Source organism: Streptomyces sp. NPDC050528 (genome assembly GCF_044457795.1).
Classification (GTDB): domain Bacteria; phylum Actinomycetota; class Actinomycetes; order Streptomycetales; family Streptomycetaceae; genus Streptomyces.
In genome coordinates, this window is record NZ_JBITHH010000012.1 from 51,828 (window position 1) to 72,454 (window position 20,627).

Annotated in this window: 14 protein-coding genes; 10 read left to right on the forward strand and 4 right to left on the reverse strand. The window is 67.8% G+C overall.

Features of this window, described 5'->3' with window-relative positions:
* Positions 1-159: 159 nt before the first annotated feature.
* Complete coding sequence (locus ACIBK4_RS35610; RefSeq protein ID WP_399002208.1) at positions 160-528, reverse strand: hypothetical protein; 369 nt, start codon at positions 526-528, stop codon at positions 160-162.
* Between ACIBK4_RS35610 and ACIBK4_RS35615 the strand changes: the two genes are divergently transcribed.
* From ACIBK4_RS35615 to ACIBK4_RS35630, 4 genes are all read left to right on the forward strand, one after another.
* Positions 494-1,099, forward strand: a complete 606-nt coding sequence (locus ACIBK4_RS35615; protein ID WP_399002176.1) for an expansin EXLX1 family cellulose-binding protein — start codon at positions 494-496, stop codon at positions 1,097-1,099. The genes ACIBK4_RS35610 and ACIBK4_RS35615 overlap by 35 nt on opposite strands.
* A 1,209-nt stretch (positions 1,100-2,308) precedes the next feature.
* Complete coding sequence (locus ACIBK4_RS35620; protein ID WP_399001574.1) at positions 2,309-4,255, forward strand: RICIN domain-containing protein; 1,947 nt, start codon at positions 2,309-2,311, stop codon at positions 4,253-4,255.
* 784 nt (positions 4,256-5,039) lie between these two features.
* Positions 5,040-5,741, forward strand: a complete 702-nt coding sequence (locus ACIBK4_RS35625; RefSeq protein ID WP_399001576.1) for a FadR/GntR family transcriptional regulator — start codon at positions 5,040-5,042, stop codon at positions 5,739-5,741.
* 523 nt (positions 5,742-6,264) lie between these two features.
* Positions 6,265-8,208, forward strand: coding sequence for an alpha-L-fucosidase (locus ACIBK4_RS35630; protein WP_399001578.1), 1,944 nt, complete (start codon positions 6,265-6,267; stop codon positions 8,206-8,208).
* Positions 8,209-8,348: 140 nt separating this feature from the next.
* Here ACIBK4_RS35630 and ACIBK4_RS35635 read toward each other — a convergent pair whose 3' ends face one another.
* From ACIBK4_RS35635 to ACIBK4_RS35645, 3 genes are all read right to left on the reverse strand, one after another.
* Positions 8,349-10,655, reverse strand: coding sequence for an ATP-binding protein (locus ACIBK4_RS35635; protein ID WP_399001580.1), 2,307 nt, complete (start codon positions 10,653-10,655; stop codon positions 8,349-8,351).
* Between the two features lie 8 nt (positions 10,656-10,663).
* A complete protein-coding gene (locus tag ACIBK4_RS35640; RefSeq protein WP_399001582.1) occupies positions 10,664-12,946 on the reverse strand; it encodes an ATP-binding protein in 2,283 nt (760 codons plus the stop codon).
* 188 nt (positions 12,947-13,134) lie between these two features.
* Complete coding sequence (locus ACIBK4_RS35645) at positions 13,135-13,923, reverse strand: FadR/GntR family transcriptional regulator (RefSeq protein WP_399001584.1); 789 nt, start codon at positions 13,921-13,923, stop codon at positions 13,135-13,137.
* Between the two features lie 368 nt (positions 13,924-14,291).
* Between ACIBK4_RS35645 and ACIBK4_RS35650 the strand changes: the two genes are divergently transcribed.
* From ACIBK4_RS35650 to ACIBK4_RS35675, 6 genes are all read left to right on the forward strand, one after another.
* Positions 14,292-15,653 (forward strand): ABC transporter substrate-binding protein, encoded by a 1,362-nt coding sequence (locus ACIBK4_RS35650; RefSeq protein ID WP_399001586.1) that lies wholly within the window; start codon positions 14,292-14,294, stop codon positions 15,651-15,653.
* Positions 15,650-16,564: a carbohydrate ABC transporter permease gene (locus ACIBK4_RS35655; RefSeq protein ID WP_399001588.1), complete on the forward strand. Its 915-nt coding sequence runs from the start codon at positions 15,650-15,652 to the stop codon at positions 16,562-16,564. The genes ACIBK4_RS35650 and ACIBK4_RS35655 overlap by 4 nt, the downstream gene beginning before the upstream one ends.
* 46 nt (positions 16,565-16,610) lie before the next feature.
* Positions 16,611-17,525 carry a carbohydrate ABC transporter permease gene (locus tag ACIBK4_RS35660; protein WP_399001590.1) on the forward strand — a complete coding sequence of 305 codons (915 nt, stop codon included), beginning with the start codon at positions 16,611-16,613 and terminating at the stop codon, positions 17,523-17,525.
* A gap of 71 nt (positions 17,526-17,596) precedes the next feature.
* Positions 17,597-19,621, forward strand: coding sequence for a hypothetical protein (locus ACIBK4_RS35665; RefSeq protein ID WP_399001593.1), 2,025 nt, complete (start codon positions 17,597-17,599; stop codon positions 19,619-19,621).
* A complete protein-coding gene (locus ACIBK4_RS35670; RefSeq protein WP_399001595.1) occupies positions 19,618-20,031 on the forward strand; it encodes an L-rhamnose mutarotase in 414 nt (137 codons plus the stop codon). The genes ACIBK4_RS35665 and ACIBK4_RS35670 overlap by 4 nt, the downstream gene beginning before the upstream one ends.
* A complete protein-coding gene (locus ACIBK4_RS35675) occupies positions 20,028-20,618 on the forward strand; it encodes a hypothetical protein (RefSeq protein WP_399001597.1) in 591 nt (196 codons plus the stop codon). Before ACIBK4_RS35670 ends, ACIBK4_RS35675 begins: the two co-directional genes overlap by 4 nt.
* The last annotated feature ends 9 nt before the right edge of the window (positions 20,619-20,627 follow it).

Below are 20,627 nucleotides of genomic sequence, written 5' to 3' on the forward strand. Positions count from 1 at the left end.
CGACGTCACAGCGACCGCGTCGAGTACCTCTCCCCTGTTGTCGACTCCTGGGCCCCGACCCGACGAAAAGTCCGACGGCAACCTTTTCGCCTCCGGCGGCCACAGAGCAGTGCAACACCGACTCGCTCTTCCGAACGGGATGAACATGCAAGAGACACGTCAGGCCGCACGGCAACGCAGACGCAGACACAACCTGATGACGGGCACTGCCGCGGCGCTGATCGCCGTAGGCCTTGCCGTCTGCCTGATCATGACGAACCAATCCGGCCCACAGCCCGGTGCCGCGGGCGCCCCGGCCACAGCCGTCGCCAACGCCCAGGAGACCCACCCGTCGGCATCGCCGACGAAGAAGTCCCCCACACCTTCCCCGTCAGCGGTCTCGGCGTCCCCTTCGGCCAGCGCGACGACTCCGAAGCCTTCCCCGTCCAGGTCGACGGCGCGGCCGTCGGCTTCCCCGCGGAGCGCTCCGGTCACGACTTCCCTTGCCGGGCGGATCAGGCCCAGGACCACGTACCAGGGTGTCGCCACGGTCTACAAGGCCGGGGTCGGGGACGGTGCCTGCTCCTACGGTCCGAGCAGCGACATGATGATCGCGGCGATGAACACCACCGACTACGAGACGTCCAGAGCCTGCGGCGCGTACATACGCGTCCACGCGGCGAACGGCGCCTCCGTCACGGTCCGGATCACCAACGAATGCCCGCTGCCCTGTGCACCCGGTCAACTCGACCTCAGCGAACAGGCCTTCGCCGAGCTGGCCCCCGTCTCCACCGGCCGGCTCACCATCACCTGGAGCCTGCTCAGCCCCGACACGACGGGCACGATCTCGATCCGCTACAAGACCGGGTCCAACCCCTACTGGTGCGCCGTCCAGGCCATCGGTCACCGCAACCCGCTCGCCCGACTGGAGGTCCGTGCCGGCGGAGGCTGGCGCCAACTGGCCCGCACCGACTACAACTACTTCCTCTCCCCCGACGGCAGCGGGTGCGGCGGCGCCATCAGACTCACCGACATCTACGGACAACAACTCACCATCGACGGAATCGCCCTACGGCCGGACGTCATCCAACCCACGCAGGCCCAGTTCGCACGACATTGAGCGCTCAGCGATCTCGGAAGCAGAAGGTCCCTGACACACCACGTCGGCACGTGAGGTGAGACGGGGTCCGGCTGGGCCCAGTAGCCCTTCGTCCCGCTCGAACGGTGCAGCAGACGGGCGCCGGTGCCGAAAGGAGCACTGGCGCCCATGGCCCTCCTGGAACCATCTTCCTGGTGAGCACAGCGGCTGCGAAACAGCGTCTTCGTCGACTTGGGCAGTGGCCCGGCTGCTGGCTGCGGGCACGTCCGCGTCGCGGACCTCAACGACCACGAGCGGCCGGGCCTCGTCGCGGGCTCCGACGCGATGGGCGGGACCCTGACCTTCCGTCATCGGATCGCCCCGTACGACGTCCGCCTGAGTGCGCTGCTCGCCCCACCGAGGCAGCCTCTACGGCTTCGGCTCCGGCCATCTCTCGTCCTACCGCGACCGTCCCACCGACACGGTCGTCCGACTGCGCACTCTGAGGCAGACGGTCAGGCAGCCGGGTCGGGACCGGCGGCCTGGCGCCCTCCCATCTCGCCCAATTGATTGAATACATCCAATGTCTAGGTGATCAATCTCAACGTCTCGCGTATCGATCAGTCACGAAATCAGGCTACTAATCTGGTGATTCGTGTCGACCCTCTAGACAGAGCGCAGACCGATGCCGGTTAATACATCCGATGTCACTCCGCACACAGACGCTGTACGTAAAAGCACTTCTCGGCCAGCATGCCGTCCCGCGAACCGCCAGGAGGAGACCTTCGCCAGAGCCGATCACCCGCGAAGTGGAGCCCGTCGGAACGAAGTCCGCCAACGGCTGCGTCCACCCCTACACCCCGGCCCCGCTCCGAAAAGGACAGCTTGATACCCAGCGGGCGCCGTAACGCCCGCGCCGGACACTCCACTTGGGCCGTTCACGCCGCTCATCGCCGGCTTGCGCGCACGCGACACCACGTCCTACGGCGCGGCTCGCCTCGCGGACGACAATGGCGCGGCCCGACAGTCCGGTAGGCCGACCCGCGCGCCACCCCAATCAGCATCCGATGCCGGCCGGGCCTCCAGGGCGGCCAGGCCTCCAGCGAACACCCGCCCCACGGGCCCGCGTCCCGCCGGAGCACCGTTTTCACAGCTCTTTGCGACCCCGGCCCTTTGTGGGCCACGTCCCACCGGGCGCACCCCCGCCACGTCGTCACCGCAAGCATTGTCGTCGACCCGCAGGAGTTTGCCATGTCCTCATCAGGAATGCGTCGCCGTACGTTCCTCGGCGCGGCGGGTGCGGCGACCGCCGCGACCGCTCTGCCTCTCATCCCCGGCTTCTCCGGTCTTCTCTCGCAGGCGTCCGCCGCGGACACACAGACCAACCTGAGCAAGATGGTCGACATGCGGTTCGGCATGTTCAACCACTTCAGCCTGGGCACCTTCACCAACGAGGAGTGGGCGGAACCCAAGCAGAGCCCCGCACTCTTCGCTCCCCCGAGCGTCAACTGCGCGCAGTGGGCCGACGCGGCGGTCTCCGCGAAGATGAGCTACGGCATCCTGACCACCAAACACCATGACGGCTTCGCCCTGTGGCCGAGCGCCTACGGCACCCAGAATGTCGCGAACAGCTCCTACAGGCACGACGTCGTCCAGGCGTACTGCGACGCCTACCGGACGAAGGGGCTGAAGGTCGGGCTGTACTACTCGATCTGGGACCGCACCTTCGGCGTCGAGGCCTGGGAGAGCCGGCACAAGGTGACCGGACTCGACATCGCCGATGCCATCCAGCCCAGCCACATGACCTTCGTGCTCAACCAGATCACCGAGTTGCTCACCAACTACGGCACGATCGACATATTCATGACCGACGGTTACGCATGGCAGATGGGGCAACAGGCCATCTCCTACCAGAGGATCCGCTCGCTCGTGAAGGAGCTGCAGCCGGACTGCGTCATGCTTGACATCGGCGGGCTGTCGGAGCCCTTCCTCAGTGACGCGATCTTCTTCGAGGAGCCGCTGGGCGTCACCGCGCCCGCGGGCAACACCTACGCCGGAATGCAGGGACAGACCATCAGCAACGGCTGGTTCTGGCACCCCTCCACACCGACCGAGAGCCTCATGAGCAGGGCCGCGATCCTCTCGCACCTCGCCGACCTGGAACCGAAGTACACCTCGTTCATCCTCAACTGCCCACCCAACCGCAACGGTCTGCTCGACACCAACGTCGTCAGCCGGCTGGCCGAGGTCGGCGCGGCATGGAGCCCCGACACCTCCAGGCCGCCACTACCCGTCCAGATACTGCGCGCCGAGCATCCCGTCACGCCGGTCAACGCGTACGCCACGGGCTTCCACACCGGCGAAGGCCCGTTCAACGCCATCGACGGACTCAGCGACAACCGCTACGAGACCTGCTGGTCGACCTGGAGCCTGTCGCTGCCGCAGTCCATCACCATCGACCTGGGCGGCGTGTGGAGCAACGTCTCCACCCTGGAGTACCTGCCCAAGCAGTGGAACCGCACCAACTCCACCGACGGCGACATCACCTCGTACACCATCCTGACCAGCACCGACGGCACCGCCTTCACCCAGGTAGCCACCGGCACCTGGGCCGGTGACAAGAAGACCAAGCTGGTCGAGTGGCCCAACCGGAACGTGGGGTTCGTACGAATCCAGGTCAACGCGGCTACCGGTGGCTACGCCAACATCGGTGGTGTCAGGATCGGCGGCCGGTCGGTCAAGCCGGCACTGGTGTCCACCACACTGCCGGGCGACAACACCGTCTGTCGCCTGGTCGCCCGGCACAGCGGCGAGGCCGCCGACGTAGTGGGCCAGCGCACCACCGACGGCACGAAGGTCCAGCAGTGGCCCTTGCTCGACCAGGCGAACCAGAAGTGGACCTTCGTCAAGACTGGCGATGGCTACTACAAGATCAAGGGCGTGGGCAGCGGCAGACTCCTGGAGATCGCGGGCCTCTCCCGAGCGGACGGCGGCACCGCCGGCATCTGGGGAGACGCAGGCGCCCCGCAACAGCACTGGGCCGTCACACCCACCGGTGACGGACACTACTTCCTGATCAACCGTTACAGCGGGCTCTCCCTCGCCGTCGACGAGGGCAGCACCGCTGACGGAGCCGGCATCGAGCAGCAGCCGTACACGTCACAGGCCCAGCAGCAGTGGCGGATCATCACGTCCTGACCGTGTCCTCCGCGGGCGTGGAGCGCTGAGAGACTCCGCGCCCGCGCCTGGTGTGCGGGCAGCCGCGGCGACACGCACCAGCCAACTCGGCATGTCACTCCACTTGTCCGCAGTGGGCAGGCCGCCACCGCAGGCACGTCGGGCACCATCGCCCTGAACCGCGAAATCTTGCCCGAGCGCCGGCGGCGGCCCGTTCGGCCTACTCATCGCGACAGTCGCGCAGTCCGTCCGCGTCGGCCCCGGAGCGAGGAACCACCCTGAACTCCGGGAGCACCTCGTACGCCACTGAGAGCATGGCAATGGGCCGACGGCTTGTTCCCAACGACCAGCTGCGGGTCCGACGCACGGGCCTGGACCACCTGAACATCGTCTACCCGCAAGGTCCGAACGACCAGCGACACAGGGCGCCGACAAACCCACCCCGCTCTCGCCGAACCGTACGACCAGAGCGCGTCCGGGTCCCGCCTACGCTCGTGCGACCGGCCCGCAGGGAAATGAACCTCGGCCGACAAGACGTACCGCCGCCCCTGGCAGCCCGCGCCCTGTCCATCGCCGGGACCCGCGAACGGCGTCGCACGACCTACCGGCACCGGCGATCGCTTTCCTGCCAGGCCATCTGGCTATCATCAGCGTCACCCGTGGGTGTACGGCGTCCAGAGCAGACAGGGCGGAACGAGGAACTCCACCGTCGACACATCCCCGAAGGTCTCTGGGGCGGTCCTCGCGCCCAAAGGCTCATCAGATCGGACACGCCGCCGCAGAACGGCCACGGAAGGAGTTCGCGATGTCCCTGACGGACAAGGCGATTGAGCAGATCCGCGAGCTGATCCGCACCGGTGCACTGCCCCCCGGATCAAGGCTGCCTCCCGAGCCCGACCTGGCGGCCCAGCTGGGGCTGTCCCGCAACCTGGCCCGCGAAGCCGTCAAGGCACTGGCCGTCGCGCGCGTCCTGGAAGTGCGACGAGGGGATGGGACGTACGTCACGAGCCTGCAGCCGAGCCTGCTCCTGGGGGGTCTGGGCGGAGCAGTGGAACTGCTGCAGGGCGACGCGACCGCCCTGCGGGACCTCATGGAGGTACGTCGGCTCCTGGAGCCGGTCGCCACCGCACTCTCCGCTACCCGGATCACCGACGCCCAACTGGCCGAGGTGAAACGGCATCTGGACGCCATGCGCGACGCACGCGAGGACGTCGAGCGACTCAATGCCCACGATGCCGCCTTCCACCGTGCCGTCATCTCCGCGACGGGGAACGAATCGCTGCTCACCCTGCTGGAGGGCATTTCCGGCCGCACGCTGCGCGCCCGTATCTGGCGCGGCCTGGTCGACAGTCATGCCGCGGGCCGGACCCTCGCCGAGCACGAGGCGATCTTCTCGGCGCTCGCCACCCGCGACGCCGCACTCAGTCACGCGGCAGCGTTGCTGCATGTGAGCAGCACAGAACAGTGGCTGCGCCAACACCTGCAGTCCACGCAACCCTCCAGGTGACCGACCCACCGCTCACACAGCACGTCGTCGGCACCCATGCAGCGCTTGATCGCGTGGTCCGCCGAAGACAGTCTCGACGCTTCGGCTCGGCTCACTCCCAGGCAGGGTGGCACCGATCTGTTCGTGGCCACCTGGTCGCCGCCCATTTCACCGGCCAATCCGACTTGGCTGCCGCATCGTCGAGAAAAGCAACGGCGCGGCGGTGAAGCAGTCTCCTTCGGCGGGTCGGCTCTGCGCGTAACTCGTCTCCCGCCGTGCCGCGCTCTCCGTTCGCCGCAGATACGAGCGAAAGATGCCATGTCTACCGGCAGATTAGTCGCTCAATATGTCTGAAAACCAGCAAAGCACCCGCGCCAACAGTCCTTTCATCCCTCCAAACCGTTGACATGTACTGGTGCATGCCCGAGCTTCATGCGTAGCGTCCGGCCCCCGAGACCGTGAGTGCCGCAGCCCCCGCCGAAGTGGATTCAGCTCCTTCGGTACGGCCCCACGGCACCGACCCCACCGAAATGGGAGTGAGAGCATGTCGCCAGGAAGCCTGCGCCGCCGATCAGTGCTCAGAGCCGCCGGCGCTGCTGCCGCTGCGACGGCGCTGCCCGTCGCCCCCGCCTTCTCGAGCCCGGTGCCCCAGGTGGTCGCCGCCGATTCCCAGACCAACCTGAGCGACATGGTGAACATGCGGTTCGGCATGTTCAACCACTTCAACATGGGCACCTTCACCAACGAGGAGTGGGCCACCCCGAACCAGAACCCCGCCCTGTTCGCCCCCACGGACGTGGACTGTGCCCAGTGGGCCGCCGCCGCCGCGGCGGCGAAGATGAGCTACGGAGTGCTGACGACCAAGCACCACGACGGCTTCTGCCTCTGGCCCAGCGCATACAACGAATACAACGTCGCCAACAGCTCCTACAAGCAGGACATCGTCGCCCAGTACGTCGACGCGTTCCGGGCCAGAAACCTCAGGGTGGGGCTGTACTACTCGATCTGGGACCGCACTTACGGCGTGCAGGCGTACGACACGCGGCACGGTGTAGCCGCCGACCAGACCATCCAGCCCGGTGACCTCGCCTACATGCTGAACCAGATCACCGAACTGCTGACCAACTACGGCGCCATCGACATGTTCGTCACCGACGGCTACGCGTGGCAGATGGGCCAGCAGGCCGTCTCCTACCAGCGGATCCGCGAGCACGTGAAATCGCTCCGGCCTGACATCGTCATGATTGACCACGGCGGACTGTCGGTGCCGTTCCTCGGCGACGCGATCTACTTCGAGGAGCCACTGGGCATCACCGCGCCGACTGGCAACACCTACGCCTCCATGCAGGGGCAGACGATCAGCGACGGATGGTTCTGGCATCCGTCCACGCCGGCCGAGAGTCTGATGAGCAAGGCGTCGATCCTGTCCCACCTGACGGACCTGGAACCGAAGTACACGTCATTCATCCTCAATTGCCCGCCCAACCGCGACGGCAGGCTGGACACCAACATCGTCACGCGGCTCGCCGAAGTCGGGCCCGCATGGAGCCCCGACACCTCCAGGGCGCCGTTGCCCACCCAGATGCCACGTGCCGAACACCCCGTGACACCCGTCAGCGCCTACGCGACCGGATTCCATACCGGTGAAGGCCCGATGAACGCCATCGACGGGCTGAGCGACAAAGGCTTCGAGACCTGCTGGTCGACCTGGGGACTGTCGTCGTCCGCGCCTCACTCGATCACGATCGACCTCGGTGGCGTGTGGAGCAACGTCTCGACCCTGGAGTACCTGCCCAAGCAGTGGAACCGCACCAACTCCACCGACGGTGACATCACGTCGTACACCATCTCCACCAGCACCGACGGCACGGCCTTCACTCGGGTCGCCACCGGTTCCTGGACCGGCGACCACGTGACCAAGACAGTCGAGTGGGACGCCCGGAATGCCGGCTTCGTGCGCATCGAGGCTACTGCCGGCACCGGCGGGTACGCCAACGTAGGCGGCGTCCGGATCGGCGGCAGGACCGCCAGACCCACGCTCGTGTCGCGCGTCCTGCCGGGCAACGGAACGGTTTATCGCCTGGCCAACCGCAACAGCGGCCAAGTGGCCGACGTGAGTGGGAACGGAACCTCCAACGGCACCAGGGTCCTCCAGTGGCCCTGGCTGAACCAGGCCAACCAGAAGTGGACCTTCACCGTCACCGGCGACGGCTACTACAAGGTCAAGAGCGTCAGCAGCGGCAAACTCATGGAAGTGGCCGGCCTCTCGCGTACAGACAGCGGCGAGGTGGGCATCTGGTCGGACGACAGCGTTTTCCAGCAGCACTGGTCCGTGACGCCCACGGGCGACGGCTACTACTACCTCACCAACCGTCTCAGCGGACTGTCACTCACCGTCAGCGGCGCCTCCACCGCCAACGGCGCCGGTATCGAGCAGGAGACGTACGACCGGGCACCCGAGCAGCAGTGGCAGATCATCGCCGTATGACACATCGATGGGCGGCGACATCCACTCCTGCCCGCCAGTTCCCCGCCAGGATCGGAGACGGAAGGGCCGCGGGGAACTCCTTGGCCGTCCCATCCCATGCCCTTGCCGGGCAAAGCGGCACCGCCTCGGTCGGGCCAGCCTCACCCGCTGTCGTGGGTGGACAACCTGTGCTCGGCCCACCAAGCCGCGACCTGGGCACGGCAGCCGAAGCCGAGCTTGGAAAGGATCTTCGCGACATGGCTGTCCGCGGTACGCGGCGAGAGACCGAGTGCACCGGCGACCTGTCGATTCGTCAGGCCCTTGGCCACCAGTGCGGCAACCTCTCGCTCACGCCGGCTCAGCGAGTCCGCGGCGTTGGGTTGGACCGTCGCGACGGTGCCGTCGCGGTCCACGACCGTGCCATCGGCAGCGTCCAGGACCAAGGCGATGGCACGGGCGGGACTGTCGTGGCGTCTGCCCTGCGCGAGGGCCTTCTCGTACGCCTCGGAGCCCAGCGCGCCGACGACGGCCTTCTCACAACGCGCCTGGTTCTCCCCGAAGGCGTAGGCGGAACAGACGCCCGTGGCCCGCGACAGCGCTTGAACGGCGCCCAGCAGTACCGCTGCGCGCTCATGGTCGCCGTGGTCCGCCGTGATCCAGGCGATCACCCGCAGGGACATGGCGCTGCCAACGTAGTCGTTGAAGCCCTGAAGGATCTCCAGCGCGGCGCACGTACGGGCCAGGCCTGCCTCCTCGTCGCCGTGGGCCCAGAGTACGAAGCCAAGTGTCCACAGGGCGTAGGAGCGGTACAGGTGCTCACCGTGCCGCTCGGCGAGCTCAACCGCTCGGGCGCTGGTGTCCAAGGCGCCGGGGTCACCGAGATGGACCTGGACGATGGCCTTCTGAAACAGCCAGACCAGTTCTTCCGGTCCGTCTCCCGCCAGCCGATGCGCGGTCAGGGCCCCGTCGTACCGTGCCACGGCCTGCCGCATCTCCCCCCGCAGGGCCGCCAGCGTGCCGCGCAGGCCGTGGACATAGGGCGCGGCAGACGAGTCCTCAAGCCGCTCCCCCAGTTCTTCGGCGGCGTCCAGTCGTTCCTCGGCTCCGGAGAGGTCTCCCTGCAACAGCGTTACCCAGGCAGCGCACCACAGCGCCCTGGCCCGGACCGGGGTAGGGCGCTGGACCGTCGCGAGCAGGCGGTCGAACTGTCGGCGTCCTTCGGCCAGGAAGCCGTCCGCACACCAGTGGAAACGCAGTGCCACCGCCAGTCGCAGCCCGGCCTGGCCGTCGCGGACGTCGGTGTCCGGACACTCCAGCGCCATCACCAGATTCTCGTGTTCGGCGCGCAGCCAGGCCAGGATCTCCTGCTGGTCGAGCCCGAACCACTGCTCGGCGAGGTGCTCGGCGCGGCGGAGATAGAAGTCCCGGTGCCGGCGCAACAGCTGAAGACGCTCGCCGGATGCGACGAGCCGCATACGTCCGTATTCGCCGATCGTCTTGAGCAACCGGTAGCGGGGCGGTCCGTCGTCCTTCGTCATCAGCACGACGGATTGGGCCACCAACCGATCCAGTAGGTCAACCACCTGATGCGCTGCCAGACCGTCGCCGGAGCACACCTCTTCGGCGGCCTCCAGGGTGAACCTGCCGGAGAAAACGGACAGTCGGTTCCACAGCGCCCGCTCGGCGGGAGTGCACAGTTCGTAACTCCATTCGATCATTCCCAGGAGCGTGCGTTGGCGTGGGAGCGTGGTCCTGCAGCCGCCGGTGAGCACCGTGAACCGGTCCTCGAGTCGGCACACCAGTTGCTCCACGGACAGCGTCCGCAGCCGGGACGCGGCCAGCTCGATGGCCAGCGGCAACCCGTCCAGGACGGAGCACAGCCGGGCGGCCTCGGTCTCACCCGCGGCAGTGAGGCGAAAGCCCGGCCGAAGCGCTGTCGTGCGATCCCGCAGCAGTGCCACTGCCTCGTCCGGAACCGACAGCGGCGGAACGGTGAAGACCTGCTCACCGGTGACCGCGAGCGTCTCCCGACTGGTCGCCAGCACGTGGAGTCTCGGACAGGCCGTCAGCAAGGCCTTCGCCAGTTCCGCGGACGCCTCCACCACGTGCTCACAGTTGTCCAGCACGATCAGCGCCCGGTGCCGGGCCAGGTGGTCGGTGAGCTGTTCCAGGGGGGACGGGGAGCCGCGGTCAGGGACCCGGAGCACGCCCGCAGCGGTGGCGGCCACCGTCGACGGGTCTCGCACCGCGGCCAGGTCGACCAGCCACACCCCGTCCGGGAAGGCCTTCTTGGACGCATCGGCGACGACGAGCGCCAGCCGTGTCTTGCCCACTCCGCCGACTCCGGTGAGCGTCACCAGCCGCCCCGCGCTCAGCAGTCGACGTAGTTCGGCGACTTCCGAACGCCGTCCGACGAAGCTGGTCAGCGCGGCAGGCAGGCCGCCCCTACCGGGTGTCACCTCGATCATGGCGCTCGTCACACCCCGACGCGGGCGGCCGGCTCGTTCGCCGTCCACCAGGCCGCGATCTGGGTACGGCTGGTGAAACCGAGCTTGGCCAGGATGCTCCGCACATGACCCCCGACCGTCCGGAGCGACCGACCCAGGGCAGTGGAGATCTCACGATCGCTCATGCCCAGCGCCACACAAGCGGCGACCTCCCGCTCCTTGCGGGTCAGGACTCCGGAGCCGCCCGTCGCCCGTTCGTGGGTGCCCTCGGTACCCAGGGCGAGGGCGACGGCGCGTCCCGGGGTGTCGTAGGAACTGCCCTCCGCGAGAGCCCTGAGGTGCTCGTCCGGTCCGAGGGCACCGGTGATCGCTGTCTCGCACTGTGCGTGGGGTGCCGCGAACGGTCCGCCGTCGGTGGGGCTGAGTTCGCGGGCCAGGGGACGCAGCGCACCGAGCAGGCGTGCCGCCTTCTGGTGGTCACCGAGTGCGGCGGTACCCCAGGCAAGCACCTCCAGTGCCATGGCCACCCCGACAGGATCCTGGAAGCCCTGGTGAATCTCCAGGGAAGCGCGCATCAGCGCGGTACTTTCCTCCGCGCTGCCCCGGCGCCAGGCGCCATAGCCGAGAACCCACAGCAGGTAGGCGCGGATCAGCCGCTCGCCGTGTGCCTCGGCCGCCGCCAGCGCGCGCTCGGCGGTTCTCGTCGCCTGCGGGTCGCCGAGGTAGAGCTGGGCAAGAGAAAGCTGGAAGAGCCAGCGCAATGTCGCCGGTTCCCCTTCCAGCGCCGCATGGGTCGCCACCGCGTACTCGAAGAGCGGGACGGCCTCGTGCGGTCGCCCCCGGTACAGCGCGACGGTTCCGCGCCGACCCTGCACGTGGGCACGGAGCAGTGGGTCGGAGAACCGTTCGCTCAGACCGTATGCCTCGTCCAGCCGCTGCTCCGCGACGTCCAGAGCACCCCGCATCTGCGCCACCCAGGCAGCGGCCCACAGCGCGTCGGCCCGCGCCGGAGTGGGCTCGGGCGCGTCGGCGAGGACCCGGTCGAGCTGCCGGCGTCCCTCTCCGACGAATCCGTTGCAGCACCAGTGGAGGCTCAGCGCGGCGGCGAGCGCCAGGCGTGCCTGGGCCGCTTCGGGGCACGTCGGACCGGCCCGGTGTCCCGGATCCAGTGCTGCCAACAAGTTGGCGTGCTCGGTCCGGAGCTGTGCCAGCAACTCCTCCTGTCCGGAACCGAACCAGTCGGCGGCGGTACGTCGCGCGAGCGAGAGGAAGAAGTCCCTGTGACGTCCCACCAGAAGATCTTCCTCACCGGAGCCCGCGAGACGCTCCCGTCCGTACTCGCGGATGGCTTCCAGCATTCGGTAGCGGGGCGCCCCGTCACCTTCGTCAACCAGTACGACGGACTGGGACACCAGTCGGTCCAGCAGATCGACCACCTCGTACGGGGAGAGGCCGTCCCCGCCGCAGACACCCTCGGCCGCCTCCAGCGTGAGGCCGCCCGCGAAGACCGACAGTCTGTTCCACAGCAATCGCTCACCGGCGACACACAGTTCGTAGCTCCAGTCGATCGCCGCGCGCAGAGTGTTCTGCCCTGGCATCGATATCTCCGCGTCCGTGGACAACAGGGCGAAGCGGTCCTCCAACCGGGCCGTCACCTGCTCCACGCTGAGGGTTCGCAGCCGGGACGCGGCCAACTCGATCGCCAGCGGCAGCCCGTCCAGGTCGGCGCAGAGCCGGGTGATCCGGGCCTCGTCCACGTCGTGGAGCCGGTGTTCCGCTCCGACGCCGCCGACGCGGTCCCGTAGCAGTTCGACCGCTTCCGCCGGTGGCAATGGGGGAACCGTGACAACGCATTCACCCGTGACGTCCAGTGTGCGGCGGCTCGTCGCCAGGATGGACAGTTCGGGACAGGCCGGCAGGAGCCTCCCGGCCAGTTCGGCACAGGCCTCGACCAGGTGCTCGCAGTTGTCGAGGATCAGAAGCGCGCGCCGCCGGGCCAGGTATTCGGTGAGCCGGTCCAGAACCGGCAGGACACCCAGGTCCGGCAGTCCAAGGGCGGTGGCGACCGCGCCCGCCACTGCGGCGGGGCTCCGCATGGCTCCCAGAGGCACCAGCCACATGCCGTCCGGAACGTGTTCAACGTGCTCCGCCGTGGCCTCCAGGGCAAGCCGTGTCTTGCCGACCCCGCCCGCGCCGGTGAGCGTCAGCAGCCGCGAGGCCCGCATGGTCCGCCGGAGATCGGCCAGCGCCTGCCGTCTGCCCACGAAGCTGGTCGTTCCCGAGGGAAGGTTCCCGTCGCGTACATCCTTCATCGCCTTGCAGCACCTCTTCGCGTCGGGCAGCCACAGAATCCGGAGCAGATCGTCATCACTGTGCGTAAAAGGTGTAGGCCATGGGTTACGACCGGGAGAAAACTCAGTCAAAAGGTGGTGTTTCCGGTGCTTGCGAACCCCGCGTCTGCGGCACGATCCACCGGACAGGCCCCTGGCCCGGCCTCTCGCTACCCGAAGAGCCTCCGCTGAATCTCCTGACGGTAGTCCTCGAGCGTCCTGTCGAGGTGCACGGCGGTGGCCTGGGCCGCGGCTTCCGGCCGGCCGTCCCGTACGGCTTCGTAGATGGCGGCATGCTCCTCGACGGCAGCCTCGGACTGAGGACTGAGCGTGTCGTGGATACCGATGGCACTGGACTGCCGCTGCAGCCGACGCGCGTCGCGCACCGCGTCAACCAGGAAGCTGTTGTGGGAGGCCGCCGCGACCGCGGCATGGAAGTCGTCGTCGGCTTGGTTGAACACATCGACCCGCCCTTGGACGAAACCGTGCCGGCATGTCTCCACGGCCACCTCCATCGCCCGGAGTTCGGCAGGGGTCGCGCTCGTCGCCGCGATGCCGGCAGCGGCCATCTCCTGGATCCTGCGGAACTGGAACAGCATGAAGATGTGGTCCAGGTCGGTCGGCCGGAAGAACCCTCCCCAGCGACTGGCACTGAGCATGCCTTCGTCGTCCGAGACGAAGAGCCCGCGGCCCTTGTGCGCCCGGATCCGCCCGAGGGCGGAAAGGATCTTGACGGCTTCGCGCACCACGGCCCTGCTGGTGCCCAACCGCCCGGCCAGGTCGTTCTCCGTCGGCAGCCGGTCACCTGGGACCAGGCGTGACTCGGCGATGAACTCCAGGATCCGCTCCGCGACGAGTTCATAGCCCGGACGGTAGTCGCGGCCCGCGTCCGCCCCTCCGCCCGAAGCCGTCAGCCCGTCGGACGCGGGCGAGATCCCGGTCGCGGACGTGTCGTTCATCTGCCTTACCCCCATCGCTGGTCTCACAGAGTAAAACCGTCCCTTCATAGGCACTCTACTGAACACGCGACTCCATCAAATGAGTCGTACTTATTATGCACCACTCACGACAGCTGACCACTGGATCTCGATGAGCAACCTGTCAGATATCTGGCTATATAGGGCGGACGCAAGGATCACACGGTCAGAAAAATCAAATTTGTGACTGCACATCTCCTTGACCAGAGCTCACATAAGGCGCCTAATTTCGGAGCGACAGCCCGTCACGACCGTCCGCGAAACCTCTCGCGCGACCTCGCCGCTCGCGGCGCCCTCACGTTCACCGATGCCGTTCCCTCCGGACGCCAGCCACGTAATGGAGTCACCCCATGACCGCGATGAAGCAGTCCGTTGTACGAAGCAGAGCGCTGGCCAAACGGCGATCGATCGTCCTCGCAGGGTGCGTGGCCACCGTGCTCGCGACCGCCACGGCCTGCGGTGGCGGCACCACGAGCACGAACAGCAAGGACGGCTTCAACCAGGTGCCGCAGAAGAGCGGAGCCCTGACCGTGTGGGTGGACTCGACCCGCCTGGCCGCCGCGAAGCTCTACCAGAAGCAGCACCCGGACGTGAAGCTGAACATCGTCACCTACGACGGCGACGCAAACGGATCGAACTACCTGCAGACGAAGGTGCAGCTCTTCAACCGCACCGGCAAGAGCTGGCCGGACGTCGTCTTCAGCTCGCAGAACAACGAGGTGACCTGGGCGGCCGACGCCAACTTCGCGGCCCCCTTGAACAAGGGTCTCGTCCCGGCGGAAACCCTCGGGAAGTTCGCCGAGGGCGCCAACGACGTCTGCACGGTGGGCGGCACGGTCTACTGCCTGCGCAACGACCTCTCACAGGCCGTGCTCTGGTACAACGCCCCGCTGATGAAGAAGTTCGGCTACACAGTGCCGACGACCTGGGAGGAGTACCGACAGCTCGGCGAGAAGGTGGCCGCCGAACACCCCGGATACCTCGTGGGCGACGCCGGCGACTCCTTCACTCCGGAGATCTACCTGTGGGCAGGCAAGTGCGGGGCCAACCACATCACCGGCGCCAAGTCCGTCTCCGTGAACACCACCAGCGCCGAGTGCACGAAGATGGCCGCGCTCATGGACGTACTGATCAAGAAGAAGTCCATGTCCATCAGCGGGGTCTTCAGCACGGACTTCGGCAAGAACAAGGCCGACAAGGTGCTGATGATGCCCGGCCCCTCCTGGTACGGCGGCGCGCTGTTCAAGGGCACCTTCAAGGCGCCGGCCAAGCAGATCGCTGCGGCACCCATACCCCAGTGGAGCGGTGAGACCTCACCGTCCACCGGCAACGTGGGCGGCGGTACCTGGCTGCTCTCCCAGCACTCCGAACACATCAAGGCAGCCACCGACTTCATCACCTGGGTCACGACGAACGACGCCTATCAGGGCAAGGTCGCACCCGGCTTCCCGGCCTACGCCCCGGCAGCGGAGACCTGGCTGAAGCAGCAGAACGCCTCCGGCTACTTCGCGGGGGACATCGGCGTACTGAAGGACGCCTCCACCCAGGTCTGGCCGGGCTGGGGCTCAGGTCAGTTCAGCCAGGAGGCGATCTGGGCCGCGACGGTCAAGCCCGGTCTGACGCAGGGCAAGACCATCGTCTCGCTGCTGCCCGCCTGGCAGGACTCCATCGTCAAATACGCCCAGTCCAACGGATACAAGGTCGCGCAGTGACCGTGACCCACTCCCCCGCCGGCTCGGTCCTTCGGCGTCCTCAGGGCGCCCGGCGGCAGAGCCGGGCGGGTGCCGCGTTCGTCGCCGCCTACGTCGTACTGCTGATCGCCTTCGGTGTCGTACCGACCGCCTACGCCGTCTACTTCGCCTTCAGCAACGCCCAGGGCTCGTTCACCGGCTTCGACAACTTCGTCACCACGATGCGGGACTTCCGGTTCGTGCCGGCCCTGGGACATGTCGGGCTCTACCTGCTGTTCTGGCTCGTCTCGCTCGTGGTGATCGTGGTCGGCCTCGCGCTGCTGCTGCACCGGCTGGCCTCCGGCGGCGCCGGAAAAACTCTGAGGTTCCTCTTCTACATTCCCGGTGCCCTCGCGGGCGCCGCGAGCGTGCTGGTGTGGCTGTTCATCCTCGACCCGACGGTGAGCCCGGTGAGCTTCCTCCTGAGCGGGCTCGGATACGACACGTTCGGCCAGGTCATCGCCCCCGGTCACCTGCCCCTGCTGTTCACGGTCATCGCGTTCTGGACCGGAGCGGGCGGCTGGATCGTCGTCATCTACGGGGCGCTCAACAACATCCCCAAGGACGTGATGGAGGCCGCCCGCATCGACGGGGCGGGCGCCTGGCAGACCGCCTGGCGAGTGCAGATCCCCATGCTCCGCAAATGGATCGTCTACATGGTGATCCTCGCCTTCGCCGGCGGCGCCCAGCTCTTCGTGGAGCCACAACTGCTGTCCCTGGCCAGCGTCGGAGTGGCGGGACGCGACTACTCGCTCAACCAGCTCTCGTACGACTTCGCCTTCCAGATGAACAACATCAACGGCGCCGCCGCCGTCTCCGTCGAACTTCTGGTCGTCAGTCTGTCGGCCGCCGCCCTCTTCGTCGCACGGTCGGGATTCTTCGATGCCGAGTGAAACCCCCACGCACCCTGGCGTACGTCCACGTTCCGGAGAGATCAGCGTGAGCCCGAGCCCCGCGCCACGCAGGCCTTCCCGCAACCGTCGTCCCGCCGCCCGGAGCTACGCGTCCCGGGTCTTGGTGGCCGCCGTACTGGCGGCGTTCACGGTGTTCTTCGTGCTGCCCGTGCTCTGGCTCGTCCTGGCCGCCACCAAGACCGACCACCAGCTCGTCCACGGCAACCCGCTCTCCTTCGGCTCCTGGCACGCGCTCAGGGCCAACTGGCACGCGCTGACCGCCTTCCAGGACGACGCGATCCTGCTGTGGCTGCGCAACTCGGCGGTCTACGCCGGGATTTCCCTGGTCATCACGCTGTGCGTGGCCGTGCCTGCCGGTTACGCGCTGGCGATGACGGAGTTCCGCGGCCGTCGCACTCTGCTCGTCGCCACGCTGATCGTGATGCTGATGCCGAACGCGACGCTGGTGGTCCCCCTGTTCCTGGAGCTCAACGCCGCGCACCTGATCGGGACGATGTGGTCGATCATCCTGCCGTACTCGTTCTACCCGTTCGGGGTGTATCTGACGTACATCTACTTCACCACCGCCGTGCCCCGGGACCTGCTGGCAGCCGCCCGCATCGACGGCTGTACGGAGTTCGGGGTCTTCCGGCACATCGCCCTTCCCCTCGCATCGCCCGTCGTCGCCCTCGTCGGCTTCTTCAGCTTCGTGGCCAACTGGACCAACTACTTCCTGCCGTACGTGATGCTGCCGGAGAGCGACCAGATGCCGGTGCAGGTCGGTGTCGGCACCCTGCTCAGCAGCGTGCCCTCCTTCAATCCGACGGTCGGGTCCCTCGCCGTCGAGCGGCCTCAACTCGCCCTGGCCACCTTGGTGGCGATCACTCCGGTCCTGGTCGTCTTCCTGTTCTCGCAGCGTTTCCTGGTCGCCGGAATGCTCGCCGGCGCCACCAAGGAATGAAGCCGCGGACCGTCCTCCCGCCAACCTCCGCGCGCTCGCAGCGCTTTCCCCTCCCGAACGGAGACGTTCCCATGCCCTTCAGTCCTGCCGATCACCCCGCCGGCGAGGACACCGCCTCCTCCGACGGCCCGGTGTCCGCCGCCGGAGTGCGAGCCAGTGTGCCCTTGCTCGAACCTCCCGGCTGGGCGCCGGCGCAGCGCGCCCTGTTCGACCTGCTCGACCACGCCTGGCGCCGTTTCGAGCGGGACTTCACCGGCCCGGACGGGCGCCTGGACTACAACGGACGGCTCACCACCCGTGACGGCGTCGACGACTTCTACGAGGCGTTCTTCAACTGGCCCCAGCTGTATCTGCTCGGCGGCGCGGACGACCTGCTGGCCGCCGCCGAACAGCACTGGGAGGGCGTCACCCGGCAACTCACCGAACTGGGCATGCTCAAGGACGAGTTCGAGCGCGGCTACGACTGGTTCCACCAGGGCGAGAGCCTGCTGCTGCTGTACTTCCTGTGCATGGCGGCCCCCGAGCGCTGGTCACAACGCGCCCTGCGTTTCGCCGAGTTGTACGTAGATCCGGCGAAGGGCAACTACGACCCCGACCACCGCGTCATCCGGCGCCCGCACAACGGCAGCGACCCGGAACGGCGTGGTCTCTCCGACAGCGACTCCTACCCCTGGCTGCCCAAGGAAGCCGAGTTGTACGGCTTTCCGCTCGACTGGATCCAGCCGGCCGACGCCCCCGTCCCTCCGCTCTCCGTGGACCCGCGTCTCGGCAGTCAGATGCGCGACCGCATGGGCAGCGGCGACACCGCCGTCAACCTCGCCGCGGCCGGACTGGTCCTCAACGCCTGGATCCTGTCCGGCGAGGCACGCTACGCCGACTGGATCGTCGAGTACGTCGGCGCGTGGCGTGAGCGCGCAAAGGCCAACGGCGAGGTGATACCCGACAACGTCGGCCCGGACGGCACGGTCGGCGGCCTCCTCGAAGGTCGCTGGTACGGCGGGCACTACGGCTGGTCCTGGCCGCACGGCTGGCACAGCGTGGGCCACGCGGCCTGCGTGGCGGCACTCGCGGCGGCGACGGTCACCGGTGACGACGGCTACCTCTCCATGGTCACGACCAGCCTCGACACCCTCATCGGTCACGGCAAGGTGATGGCCTTCACCGAAGCCGATTCCAGCCTCCCCGCGAAGTGGCTCGCCCAGCTCGGCCCGGACATCCACACACCCACGCTGCACATCCCCTTCCGCCACAACGACTCCGGATGGTTCGACCACAACCCCGTCACCCCCGCCGTGCCGGTGGCGCTGTGGCATCACACGGCGGCCCCGGCCGACCGGGCCCGGCTGGAGGGACTGCGCGAAGCCAGCGGACTCGACTGGCGTGACGTGCGGGCCTTCCGCGCCAAGGAGGAGTCCGGGCACGAAGAGGCGTGGTTCGCCTTCCTCGCAGGCGACGATCCCGGCTACCCCGAACGGATCCTCGCCGCGGCCCAGGCGCAGGTCCGCCACCGGCTCGCCCGCATGGACCGCTACCGCGACCTGGACGTGGCCGAGGAGGACATCCACGTGTGGCAGCAGTCGAACCCCGTGGTCACCGAGGCGCTCGTACAGCTGACGTGGGGCGGTCCCCAGGTCCTCTACAACGGTGGTCTGCAGCAGGCGCGGGTGCGGTACTACGACGGCGAGGCACGCCGCGCGGGACTGCCGCCCGAGGTGGCGGCCCTGGTGACCTCGATCGCCCCTGAGGCGACCGTCGTCGAGCTGGTCAACCTCTCCGCCGATCACGCTCGGACGGTCGTCGTCCAGGCCGGTGCCTTCGCCGAACACACGATCGTCTCGGTGCGCCACACGGCGTGCGAGGACGACTCGTGGGTCGGGGACATGTACGACTACGGCCACGGTGAGCCAACCGTCATCGAGGCGGAAGTGCCCGTCGGCAGCCACCTGCTCACTGTCGCGCTGCCCGCCTCCACCCGCATACGGCTCACGCTCCGCCTGAGCCTGCGTACGCGGACACCCAGCTACCGCACGCCGTTCTCCGCGGATGCGCCCGTGGGGTCCGGCGTCGGCCTGCCGGGCAGGGAGGTCGGGGAGTGAAGAGGATCGCCCAGACCATCAGGCTCCGCCCGGAGCGACGCAAGGACTACCTGGCCCTGCACTCCGCTGTCTGGCCCGCCGTCGAAGCCGCGCTGCACCGCGCCCACGTGCGCAACTACAGCATCTTCCGCCATCACGACGTCCTCTTCGCCTACTTCGAGTACGACGGCGAGGACTTCGAGGCCGACATGGCGGCGATCGCGGCCGACCCGGCGACGAAGCGGTGGTGGAAGCTCACCGATCCGTGCCAGGAACCGTGGCCGGACCGGGGCACCGGGGGCCAGTGGACGGACCTCCCCGAGATCTGGCATCTCGGAGACCCGGGAACCAACAGCCCTCCTAGAACGCAGTCTGCGCACGGAGCTCCCTGCGACGCACTGCGCAACGAGGCAAGGAGAACAACTGCATGAGACCCGCACGGCTCATCGCCGGTCTGCTTCAAACGCTGCTGGTGGCAACAGCCGTCGTGCTGCCCGCACAGGCGGCGCACGCGGCGGACACCAGCTTCTACGTGGACCCCACCAACGGCAGTGACAGCAACTCGGGAACCAGCACATCAGCGGCCTTCAAGACGATCGCCAAGGCCCGCGACGCGGTGCGCACGGTGAACTCGGCCATGTCCGGGGACATCGTCGTGAATCTGCGCGGGGGCACGTACCCCCTCACCAGTCCGGTCGACTTCACCACCGCCGACTCGGGAACAGGCGGCCACAACGTCATCTACAAGGCGTACGGCTCGGAGACCCCGGTCGTCTCCAGCGCCAAGTCCATCACCGGCTGGACGTCGGCCGGCAACGGCCAGTACAAGGCCTCGGTCGGCACCCTCGACTTCCGGCAGCTGTACGTCAACGGCGTGCGGGCCACGCGCGCCCGCTACCCCGACATCGGCTCCGACTTCCAACTGCAGGGCAGCGACAAGACGGCCCAGGTTCTGAAGGTCCTCAGCTCCCAGGTGGCGAACTGGGACCACTTCAGCCGCGTCGAGATGGTGCTGTAACTGCAGTGG

Excerpts from the sequence above, each read along its gene's own strand:
- ACIBK4_RS35620 (WP_399001574.1), top strand. The coding sequence starts at position 2,309 with ATGTCCTCATCAGGAATGCGTCGCCGTACGTTCCTCGGCGCGGCGGGT.
- ACIBK4_RS35625 (WP_399001576.1), top strand. The coding sequence starts at position 5,040 with ATGTCCCTGACGGACAAGGCGATTGAGCAGATCCGCGAGCTGATCCGC.
- ACIBK4_RS35630 (WP_399001578.1), top strand. The coding sequence starts at position 6,265 with ATGTCGCCAGGAAGCCTGCGCCGCCGATCAGTGCTCAGAGCCGCCGGC.
- ACIBK4_RS35635 (WP_399001580.1), bottom strand. The coding sequence starts at position 10,655 with ATGATCGAGGTGACACCCGGTAGGGGCGGCCTGCCTGCCGCGCTGACC.
- ACIBK4_RS35640 (WP_399001582.1), bottom strand. The coding sequence starts at position 12,946 with ATGAAGGATGTACGCGACGGGAACCTTCCCTCGGGAACGACCAGCTTC.
- ACIBK4_RS35645 (WP_399001584.1), bottom strand. The coding sequence starts at position 13,923 with ATGAACGACACGTCCGCGACCGGGATCTCGCCCGCGTCCGACGGGCTG.
- ACIBK4_RS35650 (WP_399001586.1), top strand. The coding sequence starts at position 14,292 with ATGACCGCGATGAAGCAGTCCGTTGTACGAAGCAGAGCGCTGGCCAAA.
- ACIBK4_RS35665 (WP_399001593.1), top strand. The coding sequence starts at position 17,597 with ATGCCCTTCAGTCCTGCCGATCACCCCGCCGGCGAGGACACCGCCTCC.
- ACIBK4_RS35675 (WP_399001597.1), top strand. The coding sequence starts at position 20,028 with ATGAGACCCGCACGGCTCATCGCCGGTCTGCTTCAAACGCTGCTGGTG.